The 22,059-nt window shown below is 65.9% G+C and carries 23 protein-coding genes; 12 read left to right on the top strand and 11 right to left on the bottom strand.

Annotated features, from left to right (window positions below; translation table 11 throughout):
* Positions 1–96: 96 nt before the first annotated feature.
* Positions 97–1,251 carry a glycoside hydrolase 5 family protein gene (locus tag AC5Y49_RS13055; RefSeq protein ID WP_499887581.1) on the top strand — a complete coding sequence of 385 codons (1,155 nt, stop codon included), beginning with the start codon at positions 97–99 and terminating at the stop codon, positions 1,249–1,251.
* Here the strand turns inward: AC5Y49_RS13055 and AC5Y49_RS13050 are convergent.
* The 3 genes from AC5Y49_RS13050 to AC5Y49_RS13040 are packed head-to-tail and all read right to left on the bottom strand — an operon-like array spanning position 1,248 to position 5,081.
* On the bottom strand, positions 1,248–2,642 hold the full coding sequence (locus AC5Y49_RS13050) for an NAD(P)/FAD-dependent oxidoreductase (RefSeq protein WP_499887580.1): 1,395 nt from the start codon (positions 2,640–2,642) through the stop codon (positions 1,248–1,250). The genes AC5Y49_RS13055 and AC5Y49_RS13050 overlap by 4 nt on opposite strands.
* 40 nt (positions 2,643–2,682) lie before the next feature.
* Entirely contained in the window at positions 2,683–3,540 is an 858-nt protein-coding gene (locus AC5Y49_RS13045) for an SDR family oxidoreductase (RefSeq protein WP_499887578.1), read from the bottom strand.
* 44 nt (positions 3,541–3,584) lie between these two features.
* Positions 3,585–5,081, bottom strand: coding sequence for a potassium/proton antiporter (locus AC5Y49_RS13040; protein ID WP_499887576.1), 1,497 nt, complete (start codon positions 5,079–5,081; stop codon positions 3,585–3,587).
* Positions 5,082–5,245: 164 nt separating this feature from the next.
* Here AC5Y49_RS13040 and AC5Y49_RS13035 point away from each other — a divergent pair, with 164 nt between their 5' ends.
* On the top strand, positions 5,246–5,920 hold the full coding sequence (locus AC5Y49_RS13035) for a potassium channel family protein (protein ID WP_499887574.1): 675 nt from the start codon (positions 5,246–5,248) through the stop codon (positions 5,918–5,920).
* Here AC5Y49_RS13035 and AC5Y49_RS13030 read toward each other — a convergent pair.
* Genes AC5Y49_RS13030 through AC5Y49_RS13010 form a run of 5 tightly spaced genes read right to left on the bottom strand, consistent with a single transcriptional unit; the run spans position 5,889 to position 10,386 of the window.
* Positions 5,889–6,527, bottom strand: a complete 639-nt coding sequence (locus AC5Y49_RS13030; protein WP_499887572.1) for a TetR/AcrR family transcriptional regulator — start codon at positions 6,525–6,527, stop codon at positions 5,889–5,891. The two genes, AC5Y49_RS13035 and AC5Y49_RS13030, sit on opposite strands and share 32 nt — an antisense overlap.
* On the bottom strand, positions 6,527–7,672 hold the full coding sequence (locus AC5Y49_RS13025) for an acyl-CoA dehydrogenase family protein (protein WP_499887570.1): 1,146 nt from the start codon (positions 7,670–7,672) through the stop codon (positions 6,527–6,529). The genes AC5Y49_RS13030 and AC5Y49_RS13025 overlap by 1 nt, the downstream gene beginning before the upstream one ends.
* Positions 7,669–8,841: an acyl-CoA dehydrogenase gene (locus tag AC5Y49_RS13020; RefSeq protein WP_499887569.1), complete on the bottom strand. Its 1,173-nt coding sequence runs from the start codon at positions 8,839–8,841 to the stop codon at positions 7,669–7,671. The genes AC5Y49_RS13025 and AC5Y49_RS13020 overlap by 4 nt, the downstream gene beginning before the upstream one ends.
* Positions 8,838–9,569, bottom strand: a complete 732-nt coding sequence (locus AC5Y49_RS13015) for an SDR family NAD(P)-dependent oxidoreductase (protein ID WP_499887567.1) — start codon at positions 9,567–9,569, stop codon at positions 8,838–8,840. Before AC5Y49_RS13015 ends, AC5Y49_RS13020 begins: the two co-directional genes overlap by 4 nt.
* Before the next feature lie 13 nt (positions 9,570–9,582).
* Positions 9,583–10,386, bottom strand: coding sequence for an enoyl-CoA hydratase-related protein (locus AC5Y49_RS13010; RefSeq protein ID WP_499887566.1), 804 nt, complete (start codon positions 10,384–10,386; stop codon positions 9,583–9,585).
* Between the two features lie 56 nt (positions 10,387–10,442).
* Between AC5Y49_RS13010 and AC5Y49_RS13005 the strand changes: the two genes are divergently transcribed.
* On the top strand, positions 10,443–10,811 hold the full coding sequence (locus tag AC5Y49_RS13005; protein WP_499887565.1) for a DUF3054 domain-containing protein: 369 nt from the start codon (positions 10,443–10,445) through the stop codon (positions 10,809–10,811).
* Between the two features lie 75 nt (positions 10,812–10,886).
* Here the strand turns inward: AC5Y49_RS13005 and AC5Y49_RS13000 are convergent, their stop codons facing one another.
* Positions 10,887–11,333, bottom strand: coding sequence for a DUF4345 domain-containing protein (locus AC5Y49_RS13000; protein ID WP_499887563.1), 447 nt, complete (start codon positions 11,331–11,333; stop codon positions 10,887–10,889).
* Between the two features lie 209 nt (positions 11,334–11,542).
* On the opposite strand from AC5Y49_RS13000, the gene AC5Y49_RS12995 reads away from it, so the two are divergent.
* The 6 genes from AC5Y49_RS12995 to AC5Y49_RS12970 all read left to right on the top strand — a co-directional run bounded on the left by AC5Y49_RS12995 (position 11,543) and on the right by AC5Y49_RS12970 (position 16,324).
* Entirely contained in the window at positions 11,543–11,842 is a 300-nt protein-coding gene (locus AC5Y49_RS12995) for a type II toxin-antitoxin system Phd/YefM family antitoxin (RefSeq protein ID WP_499887561.1), read from the top strand.
* A gap of 4 nt (positions 11,843–11,846) precedes the next feature.
* A complete protein-coding gene (locus AC5Y49_RS12990; protein WP_499887559.1) occupies positions 11,847–12,242 on the top strand; it encodes a PIN domain-containing protein in 396 nt (131 codons plus the stop codon).
* Between the two features lie 80 nt (positions 12,243–12,322).
* Positions 12,323–12,805 (top strand): GNAT family N-acetyltransferase, encoded by a 483-nt coding sequence (locus AC5Y49_RS12985; protein ID WP_499887557.1) that lies wholly within the window; start codon positions 12,323–12,325, stop codon positions 12,803–12,805.
* On the top strand, positions 12,802–13,878 hold the full coding sequence (locus AC5Y49_RS12980) for an LLM class flavin-dependent oxidoreductase (protein ID WP_499887555.1): 1,077 nt from the start codon (positions 12,802–12,804) through the stop codon (positions 13,876–13,878). The genes AC5Y49_RS12985 and AC5Y49_RS12980 overlap by 4 nt, the downstream gene beginning before the upstream one ends.
* On the top strand, positions 13,875–14,996 hold the full coding sequence (locus tag AC5Y49_RS12975) for an LLM class flavin-dependent oxidoreductase (RefSeq protein ID WP_499887553.1): 1,122 nt from the start codon (positions 13,875–13,877) through the stop codon (positions 14,994–14,996). Before AC5Y49_RS12980 ends, AC5Y49_RS12975 begins: the two co-directional genes overlap by 4 nt.
* The gene (locus tag AC5Y49_RS12970) at positions 14,993–16,324 is read left to right on the top strand and encodes an NtaA/DmoA family FMN-dependent monooxygenase (RefSeq protein ID WP_499887551.1); all 1,332 of its coding nucleotides are present in this window, start codon (positions 14,993–14,995) and stop codon (positions 16,322–16,324) included. Before AC5Y49_RS12975 ends, AC5Y49_RS12970 begins: the two co-directional genes overlap by 4 nt.
* Here AC5Y49_RS12970 and AC5Y49_RS12965 read toward each other — a convergent pair.
* Complete coding sequence (locus AC5Y49_RS12965; protein ID WP_499888000.1) at positions 16,300–16,701, bottom strand: heme-binding protein; 402 nt, start codon at positions 16,699–16,701, stop codon at positions 16,300–16,302. The two genes, AC5Y49_RS12970 and AC5Y49_RS12965, sit on opposite strands and share 25 nt — an antisense overlap.
* Before the next feature lie 256 nt (positions 16,702–16,957).
* On the bottom strand, positions 16,958–17,704 hold the full coding sequence (locus AC5Y49_RS12960) for an MBL fold metallo-hydrolase (protein ID WP_499887549.1): 747 nt from the start codon (positions 17,702–17,704) through the stop codon (positions 16,958–16,960).
* Between the two features lie 91 nt (positions 17,705–17,795).
* Between AC5Y49_RS12960 and fgd the strand changes: the two genes are divergently transcribed.
* From fgd to AC5Y49_RS12945, 3 genes are read left to right on the top strand one after another with little or no spacing between them, the layout of a single operon-like run.
* The gene (fgd, locus tag AC5Y49_RS12955; protein WP_499887548.1) at positions 17,796–18,806 is read left to right on the top strand and encodes a glucose-6-phosphate dehydrogenase (coenzyme-F420); all 1,011 of its coding nucleotides are present in this window, start codon (positions 17,796–17,798) and stop codon (positions 18,804–18,806) included.
* Between the two features lies 1 nt (position 18,807).
* A complete protein-coding gene (pta, locus tag AC5Y49_RS12950; protein ID WP_499887547.1) occupies positions 18,808–20,868 on the top strand; it encodes a phosphate acetyltransferase in 2,061 nt (686 codons plus the stop codon).
* Positions 20,865–22,010, top strand: coding sequence for an acetate kinase (locus AC5Y49_RS12945; RefSeq protein ID WP_499887545.1), 1,146 nt, complete (start codon positions 20,865–20,867; stop codon positions 22,008–22,010). The genes pta and AC5Y49_RS12945 overlap by 4 nt, the downstream gene beginning before the upstream one ends.
* Positions 22,011–22,059 lie beyond the last annotated feature (49 nt).

Genomic DNA, 22,059 nt, shown 5'->3' with positions numbered 1-22,059 from the left:
CGGCGCAGCCGGGCGCTGCAGGTCGCCGCATAACGATTCACGCAACGCGCGGGGCAAATACCGGGGACACCGCCTTGGTCAACATATCGTCATTTTGTGTATCGCCGAACCGTCTTGAAGCTGCCGCTGCTGGTGGCTGCAGGCGCGGCGATGGCCCAGGCGCCGCACGCTGCTGCGGACCCGCCCCGCGCCTCTGGCGAGTCAAGTCGGTGGTCGGTTGACCGTGCCAACCGGTGGTATCAAGCGCAGGGTTGGCCCGTCGGCGCGAACTACAGCACCTCAACCGCCATCAATCAGCTCGAGATGTTTCAGCCCGGCACCTACGACCCACGGCGCATCGACACCGAACTGGGCTGGGCGCGGTTTCACGGACTCAACAGTGTGCGGGTCTTCCTGCACGATCAGCTCTGGGCCCAGGATTCCCGGGGCTTTCAAATGCGCCTGGCGCAGTTCGTCAACATTGCCGCGCGTCATCGCATCAAACCGCTTTTCGTTTTCTTCGACTCGTGTTGGGATCCGTTCCCCAGACTGGGCCGGCAGCACGCACCGAAACCAGGAGTGCACAACTCCGGTTGGGTGCAGAGCCCGGGCGCTGAACGTCTCGATGACCGCGGCTATCAGCGCGTTATGCAGTCCTATGTCACCGGGGTGATCAGCCAGTTCCGCAACGACGATCGTGTGCTGGGCTGGGACCTGTGGAATGAGCCCGACAATCCCGCGAACCAGTACCGCAGCGTCGAGCGGACCGACAAGCTGGAGCGGGTCGCCGAGCTGCTTCCTCAGGTTTTCGGTTGGGCACGTTCAGTCGAGCCCAGCCAGCCACTGACCAGCGGTGTGTGGGACGGCGAATGGGGAGATCCCGCACGCCGCAGCACAATAGCCAGTATTCAGCTCGACAACTCCGACGTGATCACGTTCCACTCCTATGCCAAACCGGCGACCTTCGCCAGCCGGATCGGCGAGCTTGCGCCGCTGGGACGGCCGATGCTGTGCACCGAATACATGGCGCGGACCCAGGGCAGCACGGTCGAGGGGATCCTGCCAATTGCCAAGCAGCACAACGTTGGCGCGTTCAACTGGGGTCTGGTCGCCGGCAGGACCCAGACCTACTTCCCATGGGACTCGTGGAACCACCCGTACACGTCAATTCCGAGAGTGTGGTTCCACGACCTGCTACGGCCCGACGGGCAGCCCTTCCAGGGCAGCGAAATTCAAACGATTCGGGCGCTGAGCACCGGTCCGGTGTCTTAACTCGCCGCCTCTTGTTCGGCGTGCTCGGCCTGCTCGACCGCGGCCAACGCGCCCGCCTGCTGCTCACGCACCCTGCTCATTGCCAGCCTGGCGTAAATCATCTGGCTGGTGATGGCCATCTGCCCGCGACCGCGGCCCAGGAACGAGACGGCCCAGGCAACCACGGCGGTGAACCGATTCTTATGTCCCACAAGGTAATACAGGTGCAGCACCAGCCACGCCAGCCACGCCAGAAAGCCGCCGAACTCCAGCTTGCCGACCTGGGCGACGGCGCTGTAGCGCGACACCGTCGCCATGCTGCCCTTGTCGAAGTACTTGAACGGCGCGCGCTGCGCGGGGTCGTCGTGGCCTTTCAGTGCGCGCTTGATGCACTTGGTCGCGTAGGTCGCGCCCTGAATCGCGCCCTGCGCCATCCCGGGCACACCCGGCACCGACATCAGATCGCCGACCACGAACACGTACGGATGTCCGTCGACGGTCAGGTCGGGTTCGACGACCACACGTCCGGCGCGGTCCACCTCGGTCTCGTCGGACTGCTCGGCGAGCATCGCGCCCAGCGGGCTGGCCTGCACGCCGGCCGCCCATACCTTGCAGGCGCATTCGATGCGTCGCTCGGTGCCGTCTTTGTCCTTGACCCCGATGCCCTGATAGTCGACGGCGGTGACCATCGCGTCGAGTTGGATTTCCACGCCCATCTTCTCCAGCCGGCGCTGCGCCTTGAGCCCGAGCTTCTCACCCATCGGCGGCAACACCGCGGGTGCGGCGTCGAGCAGGATCACCCGGCAATCGGTCGGCTCGATGGTGCGAAAGGCCCCGGCCAGCGTGCGATCGGCGAGCTCGGCGATCTGCCCGGCGAGCTCGACGCCCGTCGGCCCCGCCCCGACCACTACGAAGGTCAGACGGCGTTGCCGCTCGGCGTGGTCGGTGGTGACCTCGGCGGCCTCGAACGCGCCAAGGATCCGGCCGCGCAGTTCCAGCGCGTCGTCGATCGTCTTCATGCCTGGTGCATAGGTGGCGAATTGGTCGTTGCCGAAATACGACTGCTGCGCACCGGCGGCGACGATGAGGCTGTCGAAGGGCGTCACCGTCTGCATGTCGATCAGCTTCGACGTCACGGTGTGCGCGGTCAGGTCGATCGCTTCGACATCCCCGAGCAGCACCCGGGCGTTGCGCTGCTTGCGCAGAATCAGCCTGGTGGCCGGGGCGATCTCGCCTTCGGACAAGATCCCGGTGGCTACCTGATAGAGCAGCGGCTGAAACAGGTGATTGGTGGTCTTGGAGACGAGCGTGACGTCAACATCCGCTCGCTTCAAAGCCTTGACCGCGGTCAGGCCGCCGAAGCCCGACCCGATGATGACGACACGGTGACGCTGGGATGCAGGCGGGCTCACCTCATCGAGGCTAAACCGACGCCTTCGGTCAGGCCAGTGCTCAGTCCTTGTGCTCGACGACGCCCGTCGCGTGCTGTGCGCGGTCCTCGTAGGCCGCGCGGGCGGTGCTGTCGAAGTTGAGGAACACCGTGTCGGTGCCCATCTTCTTGCCCAGCCAACGCCGGCCCCGAGACGGCAGCAACATCGTGACGATGCCGATAAACCGTGACGAGCCGGGCACGGACACTTGCGCTTTCGGTTTGTCGAGCACCTTGACGATTGCGGCGGCAACGTCTTCGGGCTGCACCGGCTTGGTCGCGGCGGTGGTAGCGGTGCCGGAGATCAATTCGGTATTGGTGAAGGTCGGCAATACCGCGCTGACGTTGACGCCCTGCGGGGCGAATTCGTCGGCCATCGCGCTGGAGAGCCCGACTACAGCGAACTTCGTGCCGGCGTAGACCACCTGGCCCGGGACTGCCACCATGCCGGCCATCGATGCGATGTTGACGATGTGGCCGCTGCGGCGCTTGACCATTTCCGGCAGCACCAGTTGGCAGCCGGTGAGCACGCCATAGAAGTTGACCTCGATCGAGGAGCGGATGGCCTCGGCGGACTGCTGCAGAAACGGGCCTACCGGCATCACACCGGCGTTGTTGATCAGCACGTCGATGTGCCCGCCGCCGTCGGCGCTGGCCTTGTCGAGAAAGGCCGCGAACGACTCCCGGTCGGTGACGTCGAGGGGATGGCCCGACACCGCACCCAGACTGCTCAACCCCGCGACGGCTTTTTCCAGCACGTCGATGTCGCGGTCGCCGATGACCACCCGCGCACCGCGGGCCAGCAGCGCCTTGGCGGTCGCGTGCCCGATACCCCGGGCAGCGCCGGTGATGACGACGGTCTTACCCCTGATGTTGTCCATGGCCAGCGACTTTACAGGTGTCAAGTTCGGCGTGGAACCCGGTCTTAATCTGGTTCGCCGTACTCGTCGAACCAGTACGCGAGTTTGCCGCGACGGCTGACCGCCCGCAGTCGCCGTTCGGTGGACGCGCGTGTCTTGGCGGTGGTGACGATGAGCAGCTCATCGCCGGCCTCGATGCGAGTGTCCGGCTGGGGCACGAACGTGCTGCCGTCGCGGATGATCAGGGTGATGGCGCTGGGTTCGGGTAGCCGCAGCTCCAGGAGCGAGACGTTGTGCAGCCGGGACGCCTTGGACACCGTCATCGTCAGCAGTTCAGCCTCCAGGACGTCCAGCGGAGCCGCTTCCACTTGGATTTCCCGGGTGGCTTCGCGGGAGATCAACCTCATCCAGTGCGCAATCCAGCCCAAGCTGGGGCCCTGCACCAGCGTGAACACCACCACCAGGACGAAGACGATGTTGAGCAGTCGGTAGCTGTCCTGAACACCTTCGACAATCGGAAACGTCGCCAACACGATCGGGACCGCGCCGCGTAGTCCGGCCCACGAGAGAAACACCTGCTCGCGCAACGGCACCCGGAACCACGCAAGTGAGGCGATGACCGACAGCGGTCGGCCGAGCAGCAGCAGGACGGCTCCGATGACGATCGCCGGCACCAAATCTCCGGCCAGCTGGCCCGGACTCACCAGCAGGCCGAGCAGAACAAACAGGCCAATCTGGGCGAGCCAGCCCAGCCCCTGTGCAAAGGAGCGAGTTGCCGAGCGATGCGGCAGCCCGGAGTTGGCCAACACAACTCCGGACAAGTAGGCGGCCATGAACCCGCTGGCGTGCACGCTGCCCGCCGCGGCAAAGGCCACCATGCCCAGCCCGAACGTCGCGAGCGGATAGAGGCCCGAGGCCGGCAGTGCCGCGCGCCGCAGCGCGATGGCGCCGACCAGCCCGCACGCCAATCCGATTGCCGCGCCGGCAATCAACTCGTACACCACCCCGGCGATGGCGGGTCCGGGCGCAAAAGTCAGCGGCGTGGCGCTGAGCATCAGGACGAGAATGGCCGCCGGCGCATCGTTGAATCCGGACTCGGCCTCCAACAGCCCCGCAACACGCCTCGGCAGTGGCAGGACGCGCAGGATGGAAAAGACCGCGGCGGCGTCCGTGGGGGAAACGATGGCACCCAGCAGCAGCGAAAGTTGCCAGTTGATCCCGAGCAGGAAGTGCGCACCGGCAGCGGTGACCACCATGCTGACGAAGACGCCCAGGGTGGCCAGGACACCGGCGGGTGCCAGCAGTTTCCGGATATCGGCGAACCTCGTGGTCAAACCGCCCTCGATGAGGATGACGGCCAGCGCCGCGGTGCCGAGATCACTGGCGAGCTGAACGTCGCTGAAGTCCAGCCCGAGCCCGTCGTTGCCGAGCGCGACGCCGACCGCGAGGAACAGCAACAGGCTGGGCAAACCCACCCGGGCCGCCAACCGGGTGGCGACGATGCTGGCCAGCAGCACAACGCCGCCGATCAGCAGCGCCACGTACAGCTGCTGCAGGGTCATGTCATCCTCGTCGGGCCTGCGCACGCGCGACGGAACATCCCGCCTACGGCGTGCAGCAAAGGTCACCGGAGTTGCGTTCAGGCCGGTAAATCAGTACCAACGCTAGTGAATGCCGTGGTACCGGCGAAGTACCACCCCGGGCAACGGCGGTGAGGAGACCAGAGGTGCGGATCGGGATCGCGGGCGCAGGCGCTGTCGGTCGGTCCGTCGCGCGGGAACTGCTCGACGACGGGCACAAAGTCTTGCTGATCGAGCGCGACCCCCGGCACTACGAGCCGCGCGCCGTTCCCGATGCGGAGTGGTTGCTTGCCGACGCGTGTGAGCTGACCTCGCTCGAAGAGTCCGGCATCGAGATGTGCGATGTGGTCATCACCGCCACCGGCGATGACAAAGTGAACCTCGCCGCGGCGCTGCTGGCCAAGACCGAGTTCGGCGTGGCCAAGGTGGTAGCGAGAATCAACGAGTCGCGCAACGAGTGGCTGTTCACCGACGCCTGGGGCGTCGACGTGGCGGTCTCCACCCCGACGGCGATGGTCGCCGGCGTCGAGGGCGCCATCGATGTCGGCCACCTGGTGCGATTGATGGGGCTGCGGCGGGGTCAGGCGAACCTGGAAAAGCTGACGCTGCCCGCCGACAGCCCGCTCGTCGGTCAACGGGTCCGTGACTTGGCGCTACCGGAGAACACCGCGCTGATCACCGTGCTGCGCGGCGACCAGATCATCCTTCCGCAACCGGACGACGTGCTGGAGGCCGGCGACGAGATGTTGTTCGTCGCCGGCAGCGCCGTCGAGCATCAGATCCGTGCGGTCATTCACGGCCTCGACACTGCAACGAGTTGAGTACGTGCTCCGTCTGTAGGCGGATGTAATCGCCAAGGCTGTAGTTGGGCCCGAAATGCCAATGCTTCAAGGCCCATCCGTGTGCGAGCAGCATGATGTCGAAGACCACCAGATCCACGTCGGCGTCGCGGAACGTGCCGTCGGCGATACCCGTCTCGATCGCCGATCGCAGCGGTGCGGCGGTGGCGATCTCCAGTTCTTTGATCTGGGCACGCCCGGCCGCGTCGAGGGTGCGGCTTTCCCGGTAGGTCAGCACCACCGCGTCGAGATTTTCGTCGACGATCTCGATGTAGCGCCCGATTCCGGCGGCCAGCTGTTCGGCGGGATCCGCGCCGGCTGCTTCCATGACCGGGGCCAATTGATCGCGGAAGGCATCCTGGATCCGCACGATCGTCGCCAGCAGCAGATCCTCCTTGCCGCCGAAGTACTTGTAGATCAGCCCGACGCTGACGTTGGCCTCGGCCGCCAGATCCTGCATCGACATTTGGTGAAAGCCTTTCTGGCCCATCACCGTAACCGCCGCGTCGAGCAACTGACGGCGTCGCGTGCTGGCGCGTACGGCGCGCACGGCCTCCTCGACTGGAAGCTCGCCGTAGTCGAGCACCATCAGAAGCCCAGATCCTTGGCGATGATCGTCTTCATGATCTCGGTGGTGCCGCCGTAGATGGTCTGGATGCGCGCGTCGACGAACGCCCGCGACACCGGATACTCCCGCATGTAGCCGTACCCGCCATGCAGTTGCAGGCAGCGGTCGGCCACCCGCACCTGCAGTTCGGTGGTCCACCACTTCAGCCGGGCCGCGCGCGCGGCGGTGAGCTCACCGGTCAGGTGCTCGGCGATGCAGTCGTCGAGGAAGGTCCGGGCGACGTCGAGTTCGGTGGCCAGTTCGGCGAGTACGAATTGGGTGTTCTGAAAGTCGGCGATCGGCGAGCCAAACGCCTGCCGCTGCCGGACATACTCCAGAGTCTCGGCCAGCACCCCTTCGGCGGCGGCCACGGCACCGACACCCAGCGAAAGTCGTTCTTGGGGAAGGTTGCTCATCAACTGGTAGAAGCCCTTGCCCTCTTCGTCGAGCAGATTGTCGACGGGAACCCGCATGTCGGTGAAGGTCAACTCGCTGGTGTCCTGGGCGTGCAGGCCGATCTTCTCCAGGTTGCGGCCGCGGCTGAATCCCGGAGTGTCCGGCTCGACCACCAGCAGCGACAGTCCCTTGTGCTTTTCGGCCGAGGTGCGGACCGCGATGACGAACAGGTCGCCGTTCTGGCCGTTGGAGATAAAGGTTTTCGCGCCGTTGACGACGTAGTGGTCACCGTCGCGGACCGCCGTCGTGCGGATGCCGGCCAAATCGCTGCCGGTGCCGGGCTCGGTCATCGCGATGCCGAGCACTGTCTCGCCAGTCACCACTCCGGGCAGCCAGCGTTGCTTCTGTTCGGTGGTGGTCATGTCGGTGAGATAGGGCAGCACGACGTCGTTTTGCAGCGAGAACGCGATCGCCTCGGCGGCTGCGCCGGCCCGCTGCAGTTCTTCGACAACGATTGCGTGGTAGCGAAAGTCGTGGACGTCCGGGCCGCCGAGGTCTTCAGGCACCGGAAAGCCCAGCAGCCCGAGCTTTCCGGCTTCGGTGAACAGCGACCGCTCCCAACACCCGGCCCGTTCCCAGTTCTCGTGGGCCGGCAGCACAGTCTGTTGCACGAAGCCACGCACCAGCTCCCGGAACTGGTGGTGTTCGGCTGTGTAGCTCAGCGCGCTCATCGGAAGGCGTCCAGGCCGGTGAAGGCCTGCCCCAGTATCAGTTGGTGCATCTCCGGGGTGCCCTCGTATGTCAGCACCGATTCCAGGTTGACCATGTGCCGGATCACCGGGTATTCCAAGGATATTCCGTTGCCGCCCAGGATGGTTCGCGCGGTACGGCAGATCTCGATCGCTTCCCGGGTGTTGTTGAGCTTGCCGAAGCTGACCTGCTCCGGCCGCAGCCCGACGCTGTCTTTGAGTCGGCCCAACTGCAGCGACAGCAGCTGCCCCTTGTGCAGCTCGATCGCCATGTCGACGAGTTTGGCTTGAGTCAGCTGGAATCCTGCGATGGGACGGTCGAATTGGGTGCGCTGGGTGGCGTAGTCGAGCGCGGATTGCCAGGCCGACCGTGCGGCGCCCATCGATCCCCAGATGATGCCGTACCGCGCCTCGGACAGGCAGGCCAGCGGCCCGCGCAAGCCTTTGGCGTTCGGCAGCATTGCGTCGTCGGGTAGCCGAACGTCGTCGAGCACCAACTCGGAGGTGATCGATGCCCGCAGCGACAACTTGTGGTGAATGGTGTTGGCCGTGAATCCGGGTGTGTCGGTGGGGACGATGAATCCGCGGATTCCGTCTTCGGTGGCGGCCCATACGATCGCGACATCGGCCACCGTGCCGTTGGTGATCCACATCTTGCGGCCGTTGAGCACCCAGTCCGAACCATCGCGTCGCGCACGGGTTTTCATTGCTGCGGGATCGGACCCCACGTCGGGCTCGGTCAGCCCGAAGCACCCCAGCAGCTCGCCGGCGGCCATGCCCGGTAGCCACTGCTGCTTCTGCTCTTCGGAGCCGTTGTTCCAGATCGCGAACATCGCCAGCGACCCCTGCACGGACACCAGTGAGCGGATTCCTGAGTCGGCGGCTTCGAGCTCGGTGCAGGCCAGCCCGTAGTGCACCGCCGATGCACCACCGCAGCCGTAACCCTTCAGGTGCATACCCAGCAGGCCCAGCTCGCCGAACTGCTTGGCCAGCTCGCGGGCCACCGGCAGGTCGCCCGCTTCGAACCAGTCGGCGACATATGGGGTGACATTCTCGACGCAGAAATCACGGACCGTCTGCCGCACCGCAATCTCGTCGCTGGACAACGACGCATCCAGGCCGAGCGGGTCATACGGGTCGAAGCTCATCATCCCGCCATCGTAAGTCCGCCGCTGACGCTGATCACCTGGCCGGTGATGAACGACGCGGCCTCAGAGGCGAAGAACAGCACTGGCGCGGCGACTTCCTCAGGGCGGGCCAGTCGGCGGAACGGGATTGCTCTGACCAGAGCCTCTCTCAGCTTGTCCGGTTGCGCCGCGAACAGTGGGGTGTCGGTCGGGCCGGGGCACACGCAGTTGACGGTGATCTGGTGGCGGGCCATTTCCCGGGCCAGCGACTTGGTCAGCGCGATGACGCCGCCCTTGGCGCCGGCGTAGATGGTTTCACCCGCGCTGCCCACCCGTCCGGCGTCGCTGGCCAAGTTGACGACCCGCCCGTTACCACCGGCTTCGATCATGCCCGGCAGAAACGCGCTGCACATGTGCACGGGGCCGAGGTAGTTGATCGCCACCACCTTTTCAGCGAACTCCGTTGTGGCGTTGAGGAATTGGTCGGTCCGGTCCCAGCCGGCGGCGTTGACCAAGACGTCGGGCACGCCGACCTCGGCGTGGGTGCGGTCACGCAGGGTGTCCACTTGTGCGCGGTCGGCGATGTCGACCGGCAGGGCAGCGATCAACTCGGGGTGTTCTTTGGCGGTGGCCTCGGCAGCAGCTTCGTCGAGGTCGGCGGCGACGACCCGGTCGCCCCGGCCAGCGAACCCCAGTGCGATCGCCTTGCCGATACCCGATCCGGCGCCGGTCACCAGTGCGAGCTTGCTCATCTGCGGCTTCTCCTCAGGCCGTCACGTAGCGGCCGAACTCGGCGGGACGCTTTTCGGCGAACGCCTGCGCGCCTTCTCGGCCTTCGTCGGTGTGCACGAAGATTTCCAGCGCCGACATCGCCATGTTGCTCAACCCGGCCTGGTGGTCGGTGTCTGCGTTGAACGACTGCTTGAGGAAACGCAAGGCGGTCGGGCTCTTCTCTGCGATCTCCGCCGCCAGGGCTTTGGCCTCGGCCATCAGTTGGTCGGCGGGCACCACGTAGTTCACCAGGCCCCAGCGTTCGGCGGTGGCGGCGTCGTAGCGGCGGCACAGGAACCAGATTTCCCGGGCCCGCTTCTCGCCAACCACTCGCGCCAGATACGCCGATCCGAAGCCTGCGTCGAACGATCCGACCCGCGGTCCGGCCTGGCCGAACGTCGCGTGTTCCGCGGCGATCGACAAGTCACACAGCACATGCAGCACATGTCCGCCGCCGACGGCGACTCCATTGACCGCGGCGATCACCGGCTTGGGGACATCGCGAATCAGCTTGTGCAGGTAGCCGATTTCGAACATGCCGCTCTCAGTGGGCCCGTAATCGCCGGTCTCCGCCCGCTGCTTGACGTCGCCGCCGGTGCAGAACGCCTTGTCGCCGGCGCCGGTCAAGATGATCGCCGACACTCGGGTGTCGGCCCACGCGGCGCGGAACGCCTTGACGAGTTCCTCGACGGTCTTGCCGGTGAAGGCGTTGTAGCGGTGTGGCCGGTTGATCGCGATGATCGCCGCGGCGGCGTCGATCTCGTAAGTGATGTCTTCGTAGGGTGAATTGGCGTTCATTCTGGACGAATTTATATTCATTCCGGGTGGTGGTCAAGCCTCGGTACTGTCGCGGCATGCGACTACGGCGGGCTTTGGGTTGGCTGGGCGTTGACGTGGGCTGCGTCCTGGTGTTCTGTGCTCTCGGCCGGCGCAGCCACGACGAGGGGTTCGACGTCGCCGGTGTGGCGACGACGGCATGGCCGTTTTTGATCGGCACGATTTTGGGTTGGCTGCTCTCGCGAGGGTGGCGGCGCCCGACGGCGCTGGCTCCGACCGGCGTGACGGTGTGGATCAGCACGGTTGTGGTCGGAATGCTGCTGCGCAAGGTCAGCTCGGCCGGGGTGGCGGCCAGTTTTGTCGTGGTTGCGTCGGTGGTGACCGCGGTGTTGTTGCTGGGATGGCGGGCGGTGGTCGCACTAACATTGCGTCGCTCCGAGACCTGACGGCGGGCAGCGGGAAAATCGCGTGCCGCCCAATCGGCAAGTTGTGGCCGTGGGTGCGCGTACGCTGCGAATCCGCTACCGGTTCACCCTGATGGCGGACTTGCCATCGATGCTGGCCATCTTGGAGACATGACGCTGCCACGCCAGGAGAGCAGGCATGCCGATCAGCTCAATGCCGATCGCCATCACAAAGTTCGGGTGTGGACGGCTCGTTTTACGCCACGAAACCAGCCGGGCCAAGCCTCCGACGAACGTGGTGGCTCCCACGAGCCGGAATGCGGTCGATTCTCGCTCGATGCGTGGCAGCAGGGTCCAGATCACTGGCCCTGCAGCGAACCAGAAGGCGTTGACGAACCGATACTCACTATCGAGGGACGCTCCGACCCTGCTGTCGTCGCCGGGCAGAGCCCTCGGTCCGACCAGCATCCCGGCCAGTCCCGAAGCGAACGGAATGGCACCGAGTACTCCCAGGGTCATCTGTAACTGCCGGCGGCCACCGTCCTTGCGGGTTGAGTCAGTCATCTCGCCACTCTCGCAGAGCCAGCCATGAGAGCAGGCTCGGGCCATGGCAATCGCGATATACCGAACGTTGAGTGGCGCCAATTAATGCAGCGAACTGGCACGCCTCCTGATTGGTATCGAGAAATTGTCAATACCGGTATGCGCCTATACGTACTGATTACTCACGACAGGTGCTACACGGCGTAGCACCTGGGTGCTACAGTGCTGCCATGACCATGAAGAGCACCATCAGTCAGCGCGAGTTGCGCAACGACAGCGGCACGATCATGCGCCGCGTCGAGCGCGGGGACAGTTTCACGGTGACGAGAAACGGTGTTCCGGTGGCGGACCTGGTACCGCATAAGCGCACCAATGCAGGCGAGCGGCCACGTTTCGTCGCGGTAGCGGAAATCGCTGCCGGCGCCGCCGGACTTCCCGACTGGAACGCAGAGCACTTCGCTGCGGAGTTGCGTGCGCTTGATGACACCGTCGACGACAGTGACATCGATCCGTGGCGCCATGTCAGGTAACCGGATGCATGAACGCGTATTGCTCGACACCTCCGTCGTGATCGGCTTTCCGGCTGATGCCATCGCCGCGCATACCGCAACCGCCGCGGTCAGCACCATCACGCTCGCCGAATTGTCCTATGGACTGCACACCGACGATCCGCTCGTCAACGCGGCTCGCGAGCAGCGGTACCACTGGATCGTCAACACATTTGCGCCGATTCCATTCGACGCGGCCGCCGCACGCGTCTATGGAGCATTGTGTGCAAATGTCCGCGCTATCGGCCGAAACCCCAAGCCGCGCCGATTTGACTTACTCATCGCCGCGGTTGCAGTGGCTTTGGGAGTCCCGCTCTTTACCCGCAACGAAGCGGATTTTCTCGGCGTGCATCGCGCACTGGATATCATCGCCGTGCCCTGACCGGCCGGTCAGTCCGTTCACGGTCTCGGGAACGTCAGCCCAGGAATGCGGCCGGGCGATCCACGGTAGACAGTTAGGTGATGCCAGAATCCCTCCAGTTCGTGCCGGTCGGCCAGGACGATCCGCTGACGCAGCCACTGCTGACCGAGTTGGCCGCCGAGTACGCCCAGCGCTACGGCGGCGCCCCGCAGGCCGTGCTGACCTGGCTGCGCGACTATCCGGCGGCCGAATTCAGCCCACCCGACGGTGGTTGGCTGATCGGCGTGTTGAACGGTGTGCCGGTCACTGGCGGCGGGTTTCGCCGTTTCGACGCCGAAACGGCTGAGCTGAAGCGGATTTGGACCGACCAGTCATATCGTCGCCGCGGCCTGGCGGCAGCACTGCTGGTCGAGCTCGAGGCGGCGATCACCGCTCGCGGCTATCGGCGGATCTATTTGATGACCGGCGATCGTCAACCCGAGGCCGAGGCGCTGTATCACGCCGCGGGCTACACCCGGCTGGCCGAGCCGCTGCCCTCCACCGAACCGGTCTACCCGATGGCGTTCGCGAAGGAGCTGCGATGACCGAGCAGCTGCACCTGGGCGTGGCCCTCGACGGCTACGGATGGCACCCGCAGGCCTGGCGCGCCACCCCGAACCCGGCGGCCGAATCGATGCTCACCGGCGGCTATTGGACGGGCCTGGCCGCCACCGCCGAACGCGGACTGCTCGACTTCCTCACCATCGACGACACGCTGATGCCCCAACCTGGGCGCCGTGAAGCGATCGATCCACGTCGGCTGGCCGGACGCGGCGACGCGGTGTTGGTCGCCGCCCGCATCGCGCCGGCGACCCGGCACATCGGGCTGATTCCGGTGGCCACCGTCACCCACACCGAGCCGTTCCACATCTCCAAGGCCATCGCCACCCTCGACTACGTGTCGCACGGACGGGCCGGCTGGCAGGCCCGGGTCAGCGCAACCGCGCACGAGGCGGCCCTGTTCGGCCGACGCGAGGCATCCGGCGACCTGCTCGACGAGGCCGCCGACTACGTGGAGGTGGTGCGCCGGCTCTGGGACAGCTGGGAGGACGACGCGGTGATCCGCGACGTGGGCACCGGACGCTACGTCGACCGCGACAAACTGCACTACATCGACTTCACCGGAAGGTATTTCACGGTCAAAGGCCCATCCATCACCCCGCGGCCGCCCCAGGGCCAACCGGTGGTGGCCGCGCTGGCCCACGCAACGCCCATCTACCAGTTCGCCGCCGCCAGCGCCGATCTCGTGTTCGTCACACCGACGGATGAGATGTCACTGCGCGCGATTCTCGACGAGGTGGACCCGCGGCTGAACATCTACGCCGACGTGGTGGTGGCGTTCGGCGGTGACGCTGACTTCCGATCTGATGCGCTGGTGTTCGGCGGCAGCGCAATAGAATTGGTGGATCTGCTGCTGGATTGGCAGCAGCAAGGCATCCAGGGCGCCCGGCTGCGGCCGGCCGTCAACGTCGTCGACCTACCGGTGATCGTCGATGAAGTAGTGCCGTTACTGCAGCAGCGCGGCGTGTTCCGCAGTCGTTACCGGGACGGCGAGACGCTGCGCGAGCGCCTTGGATTGCCGTTGGCGCCCAACCGATACGCGGCGGTCGTTCGATGACCAATGTCCCGTTGTCCGTCCTCGACCTGGCGCCGATCAGCGCCGGCAGCGACGCCGCGACCGCGCTGCGCAACACCGTCGACTTGGCGCAGCACGCCGAGCAGTGGGGATATCGGCGGTTCTGGATCGCCGAACACCACTTCGTCGCCGTCGCCAGCTCATCGCCGGCGGTGCTGATCGGCCAGATCGCCGCCGCTACCAACACGATTCGGGTCGGCTCGGCAGCGGTACAGCTCAGCCACACCACCGCCGCCGCGGTAGTGGAAAGCTTCGGGATGCTCGAGGCATTCCACCCGGGCCGCATCGACCTCGGTGTGGGCCGCTCCGGGCAACGCCGCAGGACCAACAAACCGCGCAAGCCACGGCCCAAGATTGAACTGCCTCGCGAGTGGCGTGAGATTGATGGGGTGGTGGTGCCGCCGCCATTCGACCTGCGCACGGTGCTCAATAAAGAACGTGTGCAGGCCACCATGGCGATCCTGCAGCAACCCGAGGCCGTCGCACCCGACTTCGCCGACCAACTCGGCGACATCCTGGCCATGCTCGACGGCAGCTACCAGGCCGACGGGTTCGACGTCCGCGCGGTACCGGGTGAGCGAACCGGCTTGACGCCGTGGATCTTCGGCAGCAGCAAGGGCAAAAGCGCACAGCTGGCCGGCGCGCTGGGGCTGCCCTTCGTCGCCAGCTATCACCTCACCCCGGCCACTGCGCTGGACGCCGTCGACGCCTACCGCGCCGCGTTCACACCGTCGGCGACACTGGCCGAGCCCTATGTGGTGATCTCAGCTGACATCGTCGTCGGCGACGACAGCGCAACCGCACGACGGCTGGCCTCCAGCTACGGCCAGTGGGTGTACTCCATTCGGGCCGGCGACGGCGCGATGCCCTATCCGGACCCAAACGACTGCCCGCCACTCACCGACGAGCAGCTGGCGGTGGTAAATGACCGACTGGCAACACAATTCGTCGGCAATCCTGATGAGGTAGCCGACCGGTTGACCGCGCTGCAGCGGGTCAGCGGCGCCGACGAGCTCGTCGTCACCTCGGTCACCCATCGCCACGAGGACCGGCTGCGCTCGCATGAATTGATCGCCAGACGCTGGGGCCTGTGCGAATGAAGCAGGTTCACCTGGCCGCACATTTCCCGGGCGTCAACAACACCACGGTGTGGACCGACCCGGCCGCAGGCAGCCAAATCGAGTTCGACTCGTTCGCGCATCTGGCCCGCACCGCCGAACGCGGACTGTTCGACTTCTTTTTTCTGGCCGAAGGACTGCGGCTGCGCGAGCACCGCGGCCACATCTACGACCTGGATGTGGTGGGCCGCCCGGACACCTTCACCATGCTGGCCGCGTTGGCCGGCGTCACCGACCGGATCGGCCTGACCGGCACCATCAACACCACCTTCAACGAACCCTTCGAAGTGGCACGGCAATTCGCGACCTTGGATCATCTGTCCGAAGGTCGGGCCGGCTGGAACATCGTCACTTCGTCAGACGCGTTCACCGGGGCGAACTTTCGTCGCGGTGGGTTCCTCGAACACGCCGGCCGGTATCAGCGGGCCGACGAATTCCTTTCAGTAGCACGTCAATTCTGGGACAGCTGGGCCTCCGGCGCCGTGCTGGCTGACGTCGACGCCGGAATCTACCTCGATCCCAGCCGCATCCGGCACGTCGAACACCACGGCGCACAATTCGACGTGCGCGGAATGGCGACACTGCCGGCCGGACCGCAGGGCCATCCGGTCCTGCTGCAAGCCGGCGACTCGCCGGAAGGCCGATCGTTCGGAGCGCGGCACGCCGACGCCATGTTCACGCTGCATGGCTCGCTGGAGGACGGGCAGCGTTACACCGCCGACGTCAAAGGCCGAGCGGCAGCTGCTGGCCGAGACGCTAACGCGCTCAAAGTGTTTCCCGCGGCCACCTTCGTCCTGGGCGACAGCGCCGCCGACGCGGCCGAGAAGGCGCAGCACATCCGTCACCAGCAGGTCAGCGGCCCGACGGCAATCGCCATGCTCGAACAGGTGTGGGGTCGCGACCTGTCGGCCTACGACCCCGACGGCCCGCTGCTCGACGTCGAACCAACCGGTGACAGCGGGATCACCCAGGGCCGGGTGCGGCACGGCGACCCAGTCGCGGTGGCCAAGCTCTATCGGGAACGTGCCCGGGCAGAAAACCTGACCATCCGCGAACTGGTGATCGCCGTTACCGGCCGTCAGCAATTCGTCGGGACAGCCGCCGAGATCGCTGACGAGATGAACCGCTACGTGCAAGCCGATGCCTGCGACGGGTTCATCCTGGTGCCGCACCTGACCCCGCACGGGCTCGACGAATTCGTCGACCGGGTCGTCCCGCTATTGCAGGACCGCGGTGTCTACCGCACCCGGTACACCGGTCGAACCCTGCGGGATCACCTCGACGTTCAGCCGGCCATGAACTCGTCGTAGGCCGACTGCAGCTGGGGTGAGAGCACTGTGGTGTTGCACTGACGCTGCGTGTCGCCGATCGGCGCCAGGATGCCCCGCAGGTCGTGGTACTGCTGCGGGTGCGCAGTGAAGTAAGTGCGCAGATTGGCCGCCGCTTCCGGACGCGGCCGGCTGAACGCATCCGTCACCGCAGCGTCGGCATCCGGGTGGCCGTTGAGGTACTGGCGAGCCGACCCGGTCGCCGAGTTGACAGTGTTCTGCACCCCGGCAGGACTGCAGTCCGGCGCTGCGGACGCCGTCGGCGCCAGGATCGTCGTTGCAGCCAGGCTCCCGAAAAGGCAGCAGGCGGCGGAGATGCCGGCGGCTTGTCGGCGCGCGGTCATACCACGGAATTTCATCATTGGTTGTTTCCTCGAATTGCACGGTGATTGGATTGGGGTTGCCGACACCCGAGGCCCAAAGTACGCGCGGCTCGAAGAGCGTCAACTGTGTGAAAATCTCCGAAAACCGGTGCCGCGGTGCATGACCGGCACACGCGCGTGAAATGAGTCTCAATTGCGGCCGTTTTCGGTAAGCAATCGACGAGAGCGGTAGCGGAAGCGTGAGAGTTCTTAACGAATCGTGATCTGCACCGTGACCGAATTGTGACCGCGTTCAGCGGACTTGAGCGAGCGCACGGGCCTGTTCGGCGGCCTGACGGACCGGCCCGCGCCACAAGTCGCCGTGACCGGGAGCCAAAATCTCGGTCTCCAACAAGCCCAGCGCCGCCAGGCTGCGCACGCAGTCGTCCTGGCTGTGGCTGAACACCGCCGGCAATAGCTGCGGGCCGCTGCGTGCCAGCAACGGATGGCCGGTGACCAAGGCATCGCCGCTGGCCAGCACACCGTCGACCAGGTACGAGCAGTGCCCGCCGGTGTGCCCGGGAGTGGGAATGGCCAGCGGCTGGCCGGGTAAGCCCGCGGCCACCTCCGCCGTCAGCGGCTGCGCGGTCGGAATGCCCTCGCGGATCAGGCCGCCGTTGCGGACCACGTGCACCGCCCACACCGCCCAGCGGGGTCGCCAGATCCGCAGCGCGACGTCCAGCGGCGACGCCTGTTCCAGATACTCCCGCTTGGTGTGGCCGACCTCGTCGGGATGGCAGTACACCGGGGTCCCGTGGGTTTTGGCGAACCAGATCGCCGAGCCGAAGTGGTCGATGTGGGCGTGGGTGAGCAGGATCGCGCGGACGTCGCCGGCCTGATACCCCAGTTCACGCAGCGAGGCCAGCACGTCGTCGCGGTCGCCGGGATAGCCGGCGTCGATCAGCATGACCCCGGTGTTGTCGGTGACCAGCAGCCAGTTGACCGCCTCGCCCTGGGCGAGGTGCACGGTTCCGGTGATGGCCGTCAGCGCCGGTGCCATGCCCGCGAGCATAACTACGGAATATTGGCGGCGACCCGCTTCGCCCGGCTCCGCCGCGCTTGCGATCGTCGCGTGGAGTAGAAACGACAGCGTGGCTGAACTGAAACTCGGATACAAGGCATCGGCGGAACAATTCGCGCCGCGGGAGCTCGTCGAGCTGGCGGTTGCCGCCGAGGCTCACGGTATGGACAGCGCCACGGTCAGCGACCACTTTCAGCCGTGGCGACACGAGGGTGGGCATGCGCCGTTCTCGCTGTCCTGGATGACCGCGGTCGGTGAGCGCACCGACCGGATCCTGCTGGGCACCTCGGTGCTGACCCCCACGTTCCGCTACAACCCCGCCGTCGTGGCGCAGGCGTTCGCCACCATGAGTTGCCTGTACCCGGACCGCATCTTCCTGGGCGTGGGCACCGGCGAAGCTCTCAACGAGATCGCGACCGGCTACGAGGGCGACTGGCCGGAGTTCAAAGAGCGCTTCGCGCGGTTACGCGAATCGGTACGGCTGATGCGCGAGTTGTGGCGCGGCGACCGGGTCGACTTCGACGGCGACTACTATCGACTCAAGGGCGCTTCGATCTACGACGTGCCCGAGGGCGGAGTGCCGATCTACATCGCCGCCGGCGGTCCGGCAGTGGCCAAATACGCGGGCCGCGCCGGCGATGGCTTCATCTGCACCTCCGGCAAGGGCGAGGAGCTGTATCGGGAAAAGCTCATCCCGGCGGTGCACGAAGGCGCGGCCGCCGCTGAGCGCAATGTCGACGACATCGACAAGATGATCGAGATCAAGATCTCCTACGACCCCGACCCGGAACTGGCATTGGAGAACACCCGATTCTGGGCGCCGCTGTCGCTGACCGCCGAGCAGAAGCACAGCATCGACGACCCGATCGAGATGGAGAAGGCAGCCGACGAGCTGCCGATCGAACAGGTCGCCAAACGCTGGATCGTGGCGTCGGACCCCGACGAGGCCGTCGAAAAGGTCGGCCAGTACGTCACGTGGGGCCTCAACCACCTGGTGTTCCACGCGCCCGGTCACGACCAGCGCCGGTTCCTCGATCTCTTCCAAAAGGACCTCGCGCCGCGCTTGCGGCGGCTCGGCTGACGTGGCCACCTCGAGCGTCTACATCACCTCGCCGGAAGGCGACACCGGCAAATCGACGGTCGCGCTCGGGGTGGTGCACCTGCTGACGGCCACGGTGGCCCGGGTCGGGGTATTCCGCCCGATTGCTCGACCCGAGCCCCGCGATTACATCCTGGAGTTGCTGCTGGCTCACGCCACCGCCGACCTGCGCTATGAGCAATGCGTCGGCGTTGGCTACCAGCAGTTGCACGACGACACCGACGCCGCGATCGCCGAAATCGTCGAACGGTTCCACGCGATGGCCGGTGCGTGCGACGCGGTGGTGATCGTCGGCAGCGATTACACCGACGTCGCGACGCCCACCGAGCTGTCGGTCAACGCCCGCATCGCAGTGAATCTCGGGGCGCCGGTGGTGTTGACGGTGCGCGCCAAGGACCGGACCCCCGACGACGTCGTCCGGGTCGTCGACGTGTGCCTGGCCGAACTTGCCGCCCAGCACGCTCACACCGCGGCGGTGGTCGCCAACCGCTGCGCACCGGCCGACGTCTCGGCGGTGGCCGCGGCACTGCAGCATTTCGAACCGCAAACCTACGTGCTGCCCGACGAACCGCTGCTGGTCGCGCCGACCGTCACCGAGATGCAGCACGCCGTCGACGGAACATTGATCAGCGGCGACAGCGCCCTGCTGGATCGCGAAGTGAGCGGTGTGTTGGTCGCCGGCATGACCGCCGAACACGTGCTGGAGCGGCTGACCGAAGGCGTCGCAGTGATCACCCCGGGTGATCGCTCCGACGTCGTGCTCGCGGTGGCCAGCGCCCATGCGGCCGAAGGGTTTCCATCGCTGTCCTGCCTCATCCTCAACGGCGGATTGGAGCCGCACCCGGCGATCGCGGCGCTGGTGTCCGGGCTGGGGCTGCGGCTGCCGATCATCGCAACGACGACCGGCACCTTCGAAACGGCCAGTGCCGCCGCGACGGCCCGCGGGCGGGTGACCGCGACGTCGCAACGCAAGGTCGACACCGCGTTGGCGTTGATGGAGCGCAATGTGGACGTCTCGGACTTGTTGGCGCGGTTGGCAATTCCGATTCCATCCGTCACCACGCCGCAGATGTTCGCCTACCAGGTGCTGGAGCGAGCGCGCTCGGACCGCAAGCGCATCGTGCTGCCCGAAGGAGACGACGACCGCATCCTGCATGCGGCGGGGCGGCTGCTGCGGCGACGGGTAGCGGACCTGACCATTCTCGGTGACGAAACCGAGATCCGTTCCCGGGCAGCAGAGCTCGGAGTAGACCTGTCCGATGCCGAGGTGCTGAATCCGATCAGCAGCGAGCTGCGCGAAAAGTTCGCCCACCAGTACGCCGAGCTCCGCAGAGCCAAAGGGGTCACGGTCGACTGGGCCGGCGAGGTCATGCAGGATGGGTCGTACTTCGGCACGATGCTGGTGTACAACTCCCATGTCGACGGCATGGTGTCCGGCGCGGCGCACACCACCGCGCACACCGTCCGGCCCGCGTTCGAGATCATCCGGACTGCCCCGGATGTCGACACGGTGTCCAGTATTTTCCTGATGTGCCTGCCGGATCGGGTGTTGGCTTACGGCGATTGCGCAATCGTGCCGGATCCGACGGTCGAGCAGCTCGCCGACATCGCGATCAGCTCGGCGCGCACCGCCGCCCAGTTCGGCATCGAGCCGCGGGTCGCCATGCTGTCATATTCCACCGGCGAGTCCGGCTCCGGCGCTGACGTCGACAAAGTCAGGGCAGCAACAGAATTGGTGCGCAAGCGACAGCCCGATCTGCTGGTAGAAGGCCCAATCCAATACGACGCCGCCGTCGACCCGTCGGTGGCAGCCACCAAATTGCGCGACTCGGCGGTCGCCGGCCGGGCAACCGTCCTGATCTTCCCCGACCTCAATTCCGGCAACAACGCCTATAAGGCGGTGCAGCGCAGCGCCGGCGCCATCGCGGTCGGTCCGGTACTGCAGGGCTTGAACAGGCCGGTGAACGACCTGTCCCGTGGGGCATTGGTCGAAGACATCGTCAACACCGTCGCCATCACCGCGATCCAGGCGCAAGGCACATGACCGAGCGCGTTGTGCTGGTGATCAACTCCGGCTCGTCGTCGCTGAAATACCAGCTGATCCAAGCTGGTTCGGGCACATCGCTGGCGGACGGCATCATCGAGCAGATCGGCGAGCCGTCGTCGCCGGTCGCCGACCACGACGCGGCGCTCCGGGCGGCGTTCGACCAGTTGGCCGAAGACGACATCGACCTGAAAAGCTGCGGGCTGGCGGCGGTCGGGCACCGCGTTGTGCACGGCGGCACGAAGTTCTATCGCCCCACCGTCCTCGACGACACGGTGATCGCCACGCTGCAGGATTTGTCGTCGCTGGCCCCGCTGCACAATCCGCCGGCACTGAGCGGTATCGAGGTGGCCCGCAAGATGCTGCCCGATTTACCGCATGTCGCTGTCTTCGACACCGCGTACTTTCACGACCTGCCCGCGGCAGCCGCGACCTACGCCATCGAGCATGAGCTCGCCGAGAAGTGGCGGATCCGCCGGTACGGTTTTCACGGCACGTCGCACCAGTACGTCAGCGAGCAGGCGGCGGCGTTTCTGGGCCGGCCGCTGGGCGAGCTGAATCAGATTGTGCTGCATCTGGGTAACGGCGCGTCAGCCTCGGCGATCGCCGGTGGCCGGCCCGTCGACACCTCGATGGGTCTGACTCCATTGGAGGGCCTGGTGATGGGCACCCGCAGCGGCGACATCGACCCCGGCATCATCGGGTATTTGTGCCGGGAAGCGAAGCTGAGCGTCGACGATGTCGAATCCATGCTCAACCAACGCTCCGGGATGTTGGGATTGGCCGGTGAACGCGACTTTCGCCGGTTAGGGGAGATGATTCAATCCGGCGATGCCACAGCACAGTTGGCCTACGACGTGTTCGTGTACCGCTTGCGTAAATACGTCGGCGCATATTTGGCGGTATTGGGGCATACCGACGTGGTGACGTTTACCGCCGGCATCGGCGAGAACGCGGCGGCGGTGCGGCGCGACACGCTGATCGGACTCGGCTCGCTGGGTATCGAGATCGACGAACAACGCAATAACCAACCTGCGAGCGATGCGCGGCAGATTTCCACCGACGACTCAGCCGTTGCCGTGCTAGTGATTCCGACCAACGAAGAGTTGGCCATTGCCCTTGATTGTCTCAGCGTGATTTAAGCCGGTACGTCGTTCCTAAAGGCTAGAGTTTGGAATTGCTTGGGACTTT

This window comes from Mycobacterium sp. NGS62, assembly GCF_059812285.1.
The sequence above is the reverse complement of the archived record's forward strand: the minus strand, read 5'-3'. Positions and strand labels throughout refer to the sequence as shown.

What these genes read in the sequence shown, in the direction of transcription:
- AC5Y49_RS13045 (WP_499887578.1), bottom strand. Translation starts at nt 3,540, where the DNA reads ATGGACAACATCAGGGGTAAGACCGTCGTCATCACCGGCGCTGCCCGG.
- AC5Y49_RS13040 (WP_499887576.1), bottom strand. Translation starts at nt 5,081, where the DNA reads ATGACCCTGCAGCAGCTGTACGTGGCGCTGCTGATCGGCGGCGTTGTG.
- AC5Y49_RS13030 (WP_499887572.1), bottom strand. Translation starts at nt 6,527, where the DNA reads ATGGTGCTCGACTACGGCGAGCTTCCAGTCGAGGAGGCCGTGCGCGCC.
- AC5Y49_RS13025 (WP_499887570.1), bottom strand. Translation starts at nt 7,672, where the DNA reads ATGAGCGCGCTGAGCTACACAGCCGAACACCACCAGTTCCGGGAGCTG.
- AC5Y49_RS13020 (WP_499887569.1), bottom strand. Translation starts at nt 8,841, where the DNA reads ATGATGAGCTTCGACCCGTATGACCCGCTCGGCCTGGATGCGTCGTTG.
- AC5Y49_RS13015 (WP_499887567.1), bottom strand. Translation starts at nt 9,569, where the DNA reads ATGAGCAAGCTCGCACTGGTGACCGGCGCCGGATCGGGTATCGGCAAG.
- AC5Y49_RS13010 (WP_499887566.1), bottom strand. Translation starts at nt 10,386, where the DNA reads ATGAACGCCAATTCACCCTACGAAGACATCACTTACGAGATCGACGCC.
- AC5Y49_RS13005 (WP_499887565.1), top strand. Translation starts at nt 10,443, where the DNA reads ATGCGACTACGGCGGGCTTTGGGTTGGCTGGGCGTTGACGTGGGCTGC.
- AC5Y49_RS13000 (WP_499887563.1), bottom strand. Translation starts at nt 11,333, where the DNA reads ATGACTGACTCAACCCGCAAGGACGGTGGCCGCCGGCAGTTACAGATG.
- AC5Y49_RS12995 (WP_499887561.1), top strand. Translation starts at nt 11,543, where the DNA reads ATGACCATGAAGAGCACCATCAGTCAGCGCGAGTTGCGCAACGACAGC.
- AC5Y49_RS12990 (WP_499887559.1), top strand. Translation starts at nt 11,847, where the DNA reads ATGCATGAACGCGTATTGCTCGACACCTCCGTCGTGATCGGCTTTCCG.
- AC5Y49_RS12985 (WP_499887557.1), top strand. Translation starts at nt 12,323, where the DNA reads ATGCCAGAATCCCTCCAGTTCGTGCCGGTCGGCCAGGACGATCCGCTG.
- AC5Y49_RS12980 (WP_499887555.1), top strand. Translation starts at nt 12,802, where the DNA reads ATGACCGAGCAGCTGCACCTGGGCGTGGCCCTCGACGGCTACGGATGG.
- AC5Y49_RS12975 (WP_499887553.1), top strand. Translation starts at nt 13,875, where the DNA reads ATGACCAATGTCCCGTTGTCCGTCCTCGACCTGGCGCCGATCAGCGCC.
- AC5Y49_RS12970 (WP_499887551.1), top strand. Translation starts at nt 14,993, where the DNA reads ATGAAGCAGGTTCACCTGGCCGCACATTTCCCGGGCGTCAACAACACC.
- AC5Y49_RS12965 (WP_499888000.1), bottom strand. Translation starts at nt 16,701, where the DNA reads ATGAAATTCCGTGGTATGACCGCGCGCCGACAAGCCGCCGGCATCTCC.
- AC5Y49_RS12960 (WP_499887549.1), bottom strand. Translation starts at nt 17,704, where the DNA reads ATGGCACCGGCGCTGACGGCCATCACCGGAACCGTGCACCTCGCCCAG.
- AC5Y49_RS12945 (WP_499887545.1), top strand. Translation starts at nt 20,865, where the DNA reads ATGACCGAGCGCGTTGTGCTGGTGATCAACTCCGGCTCGTCGTCGCTG.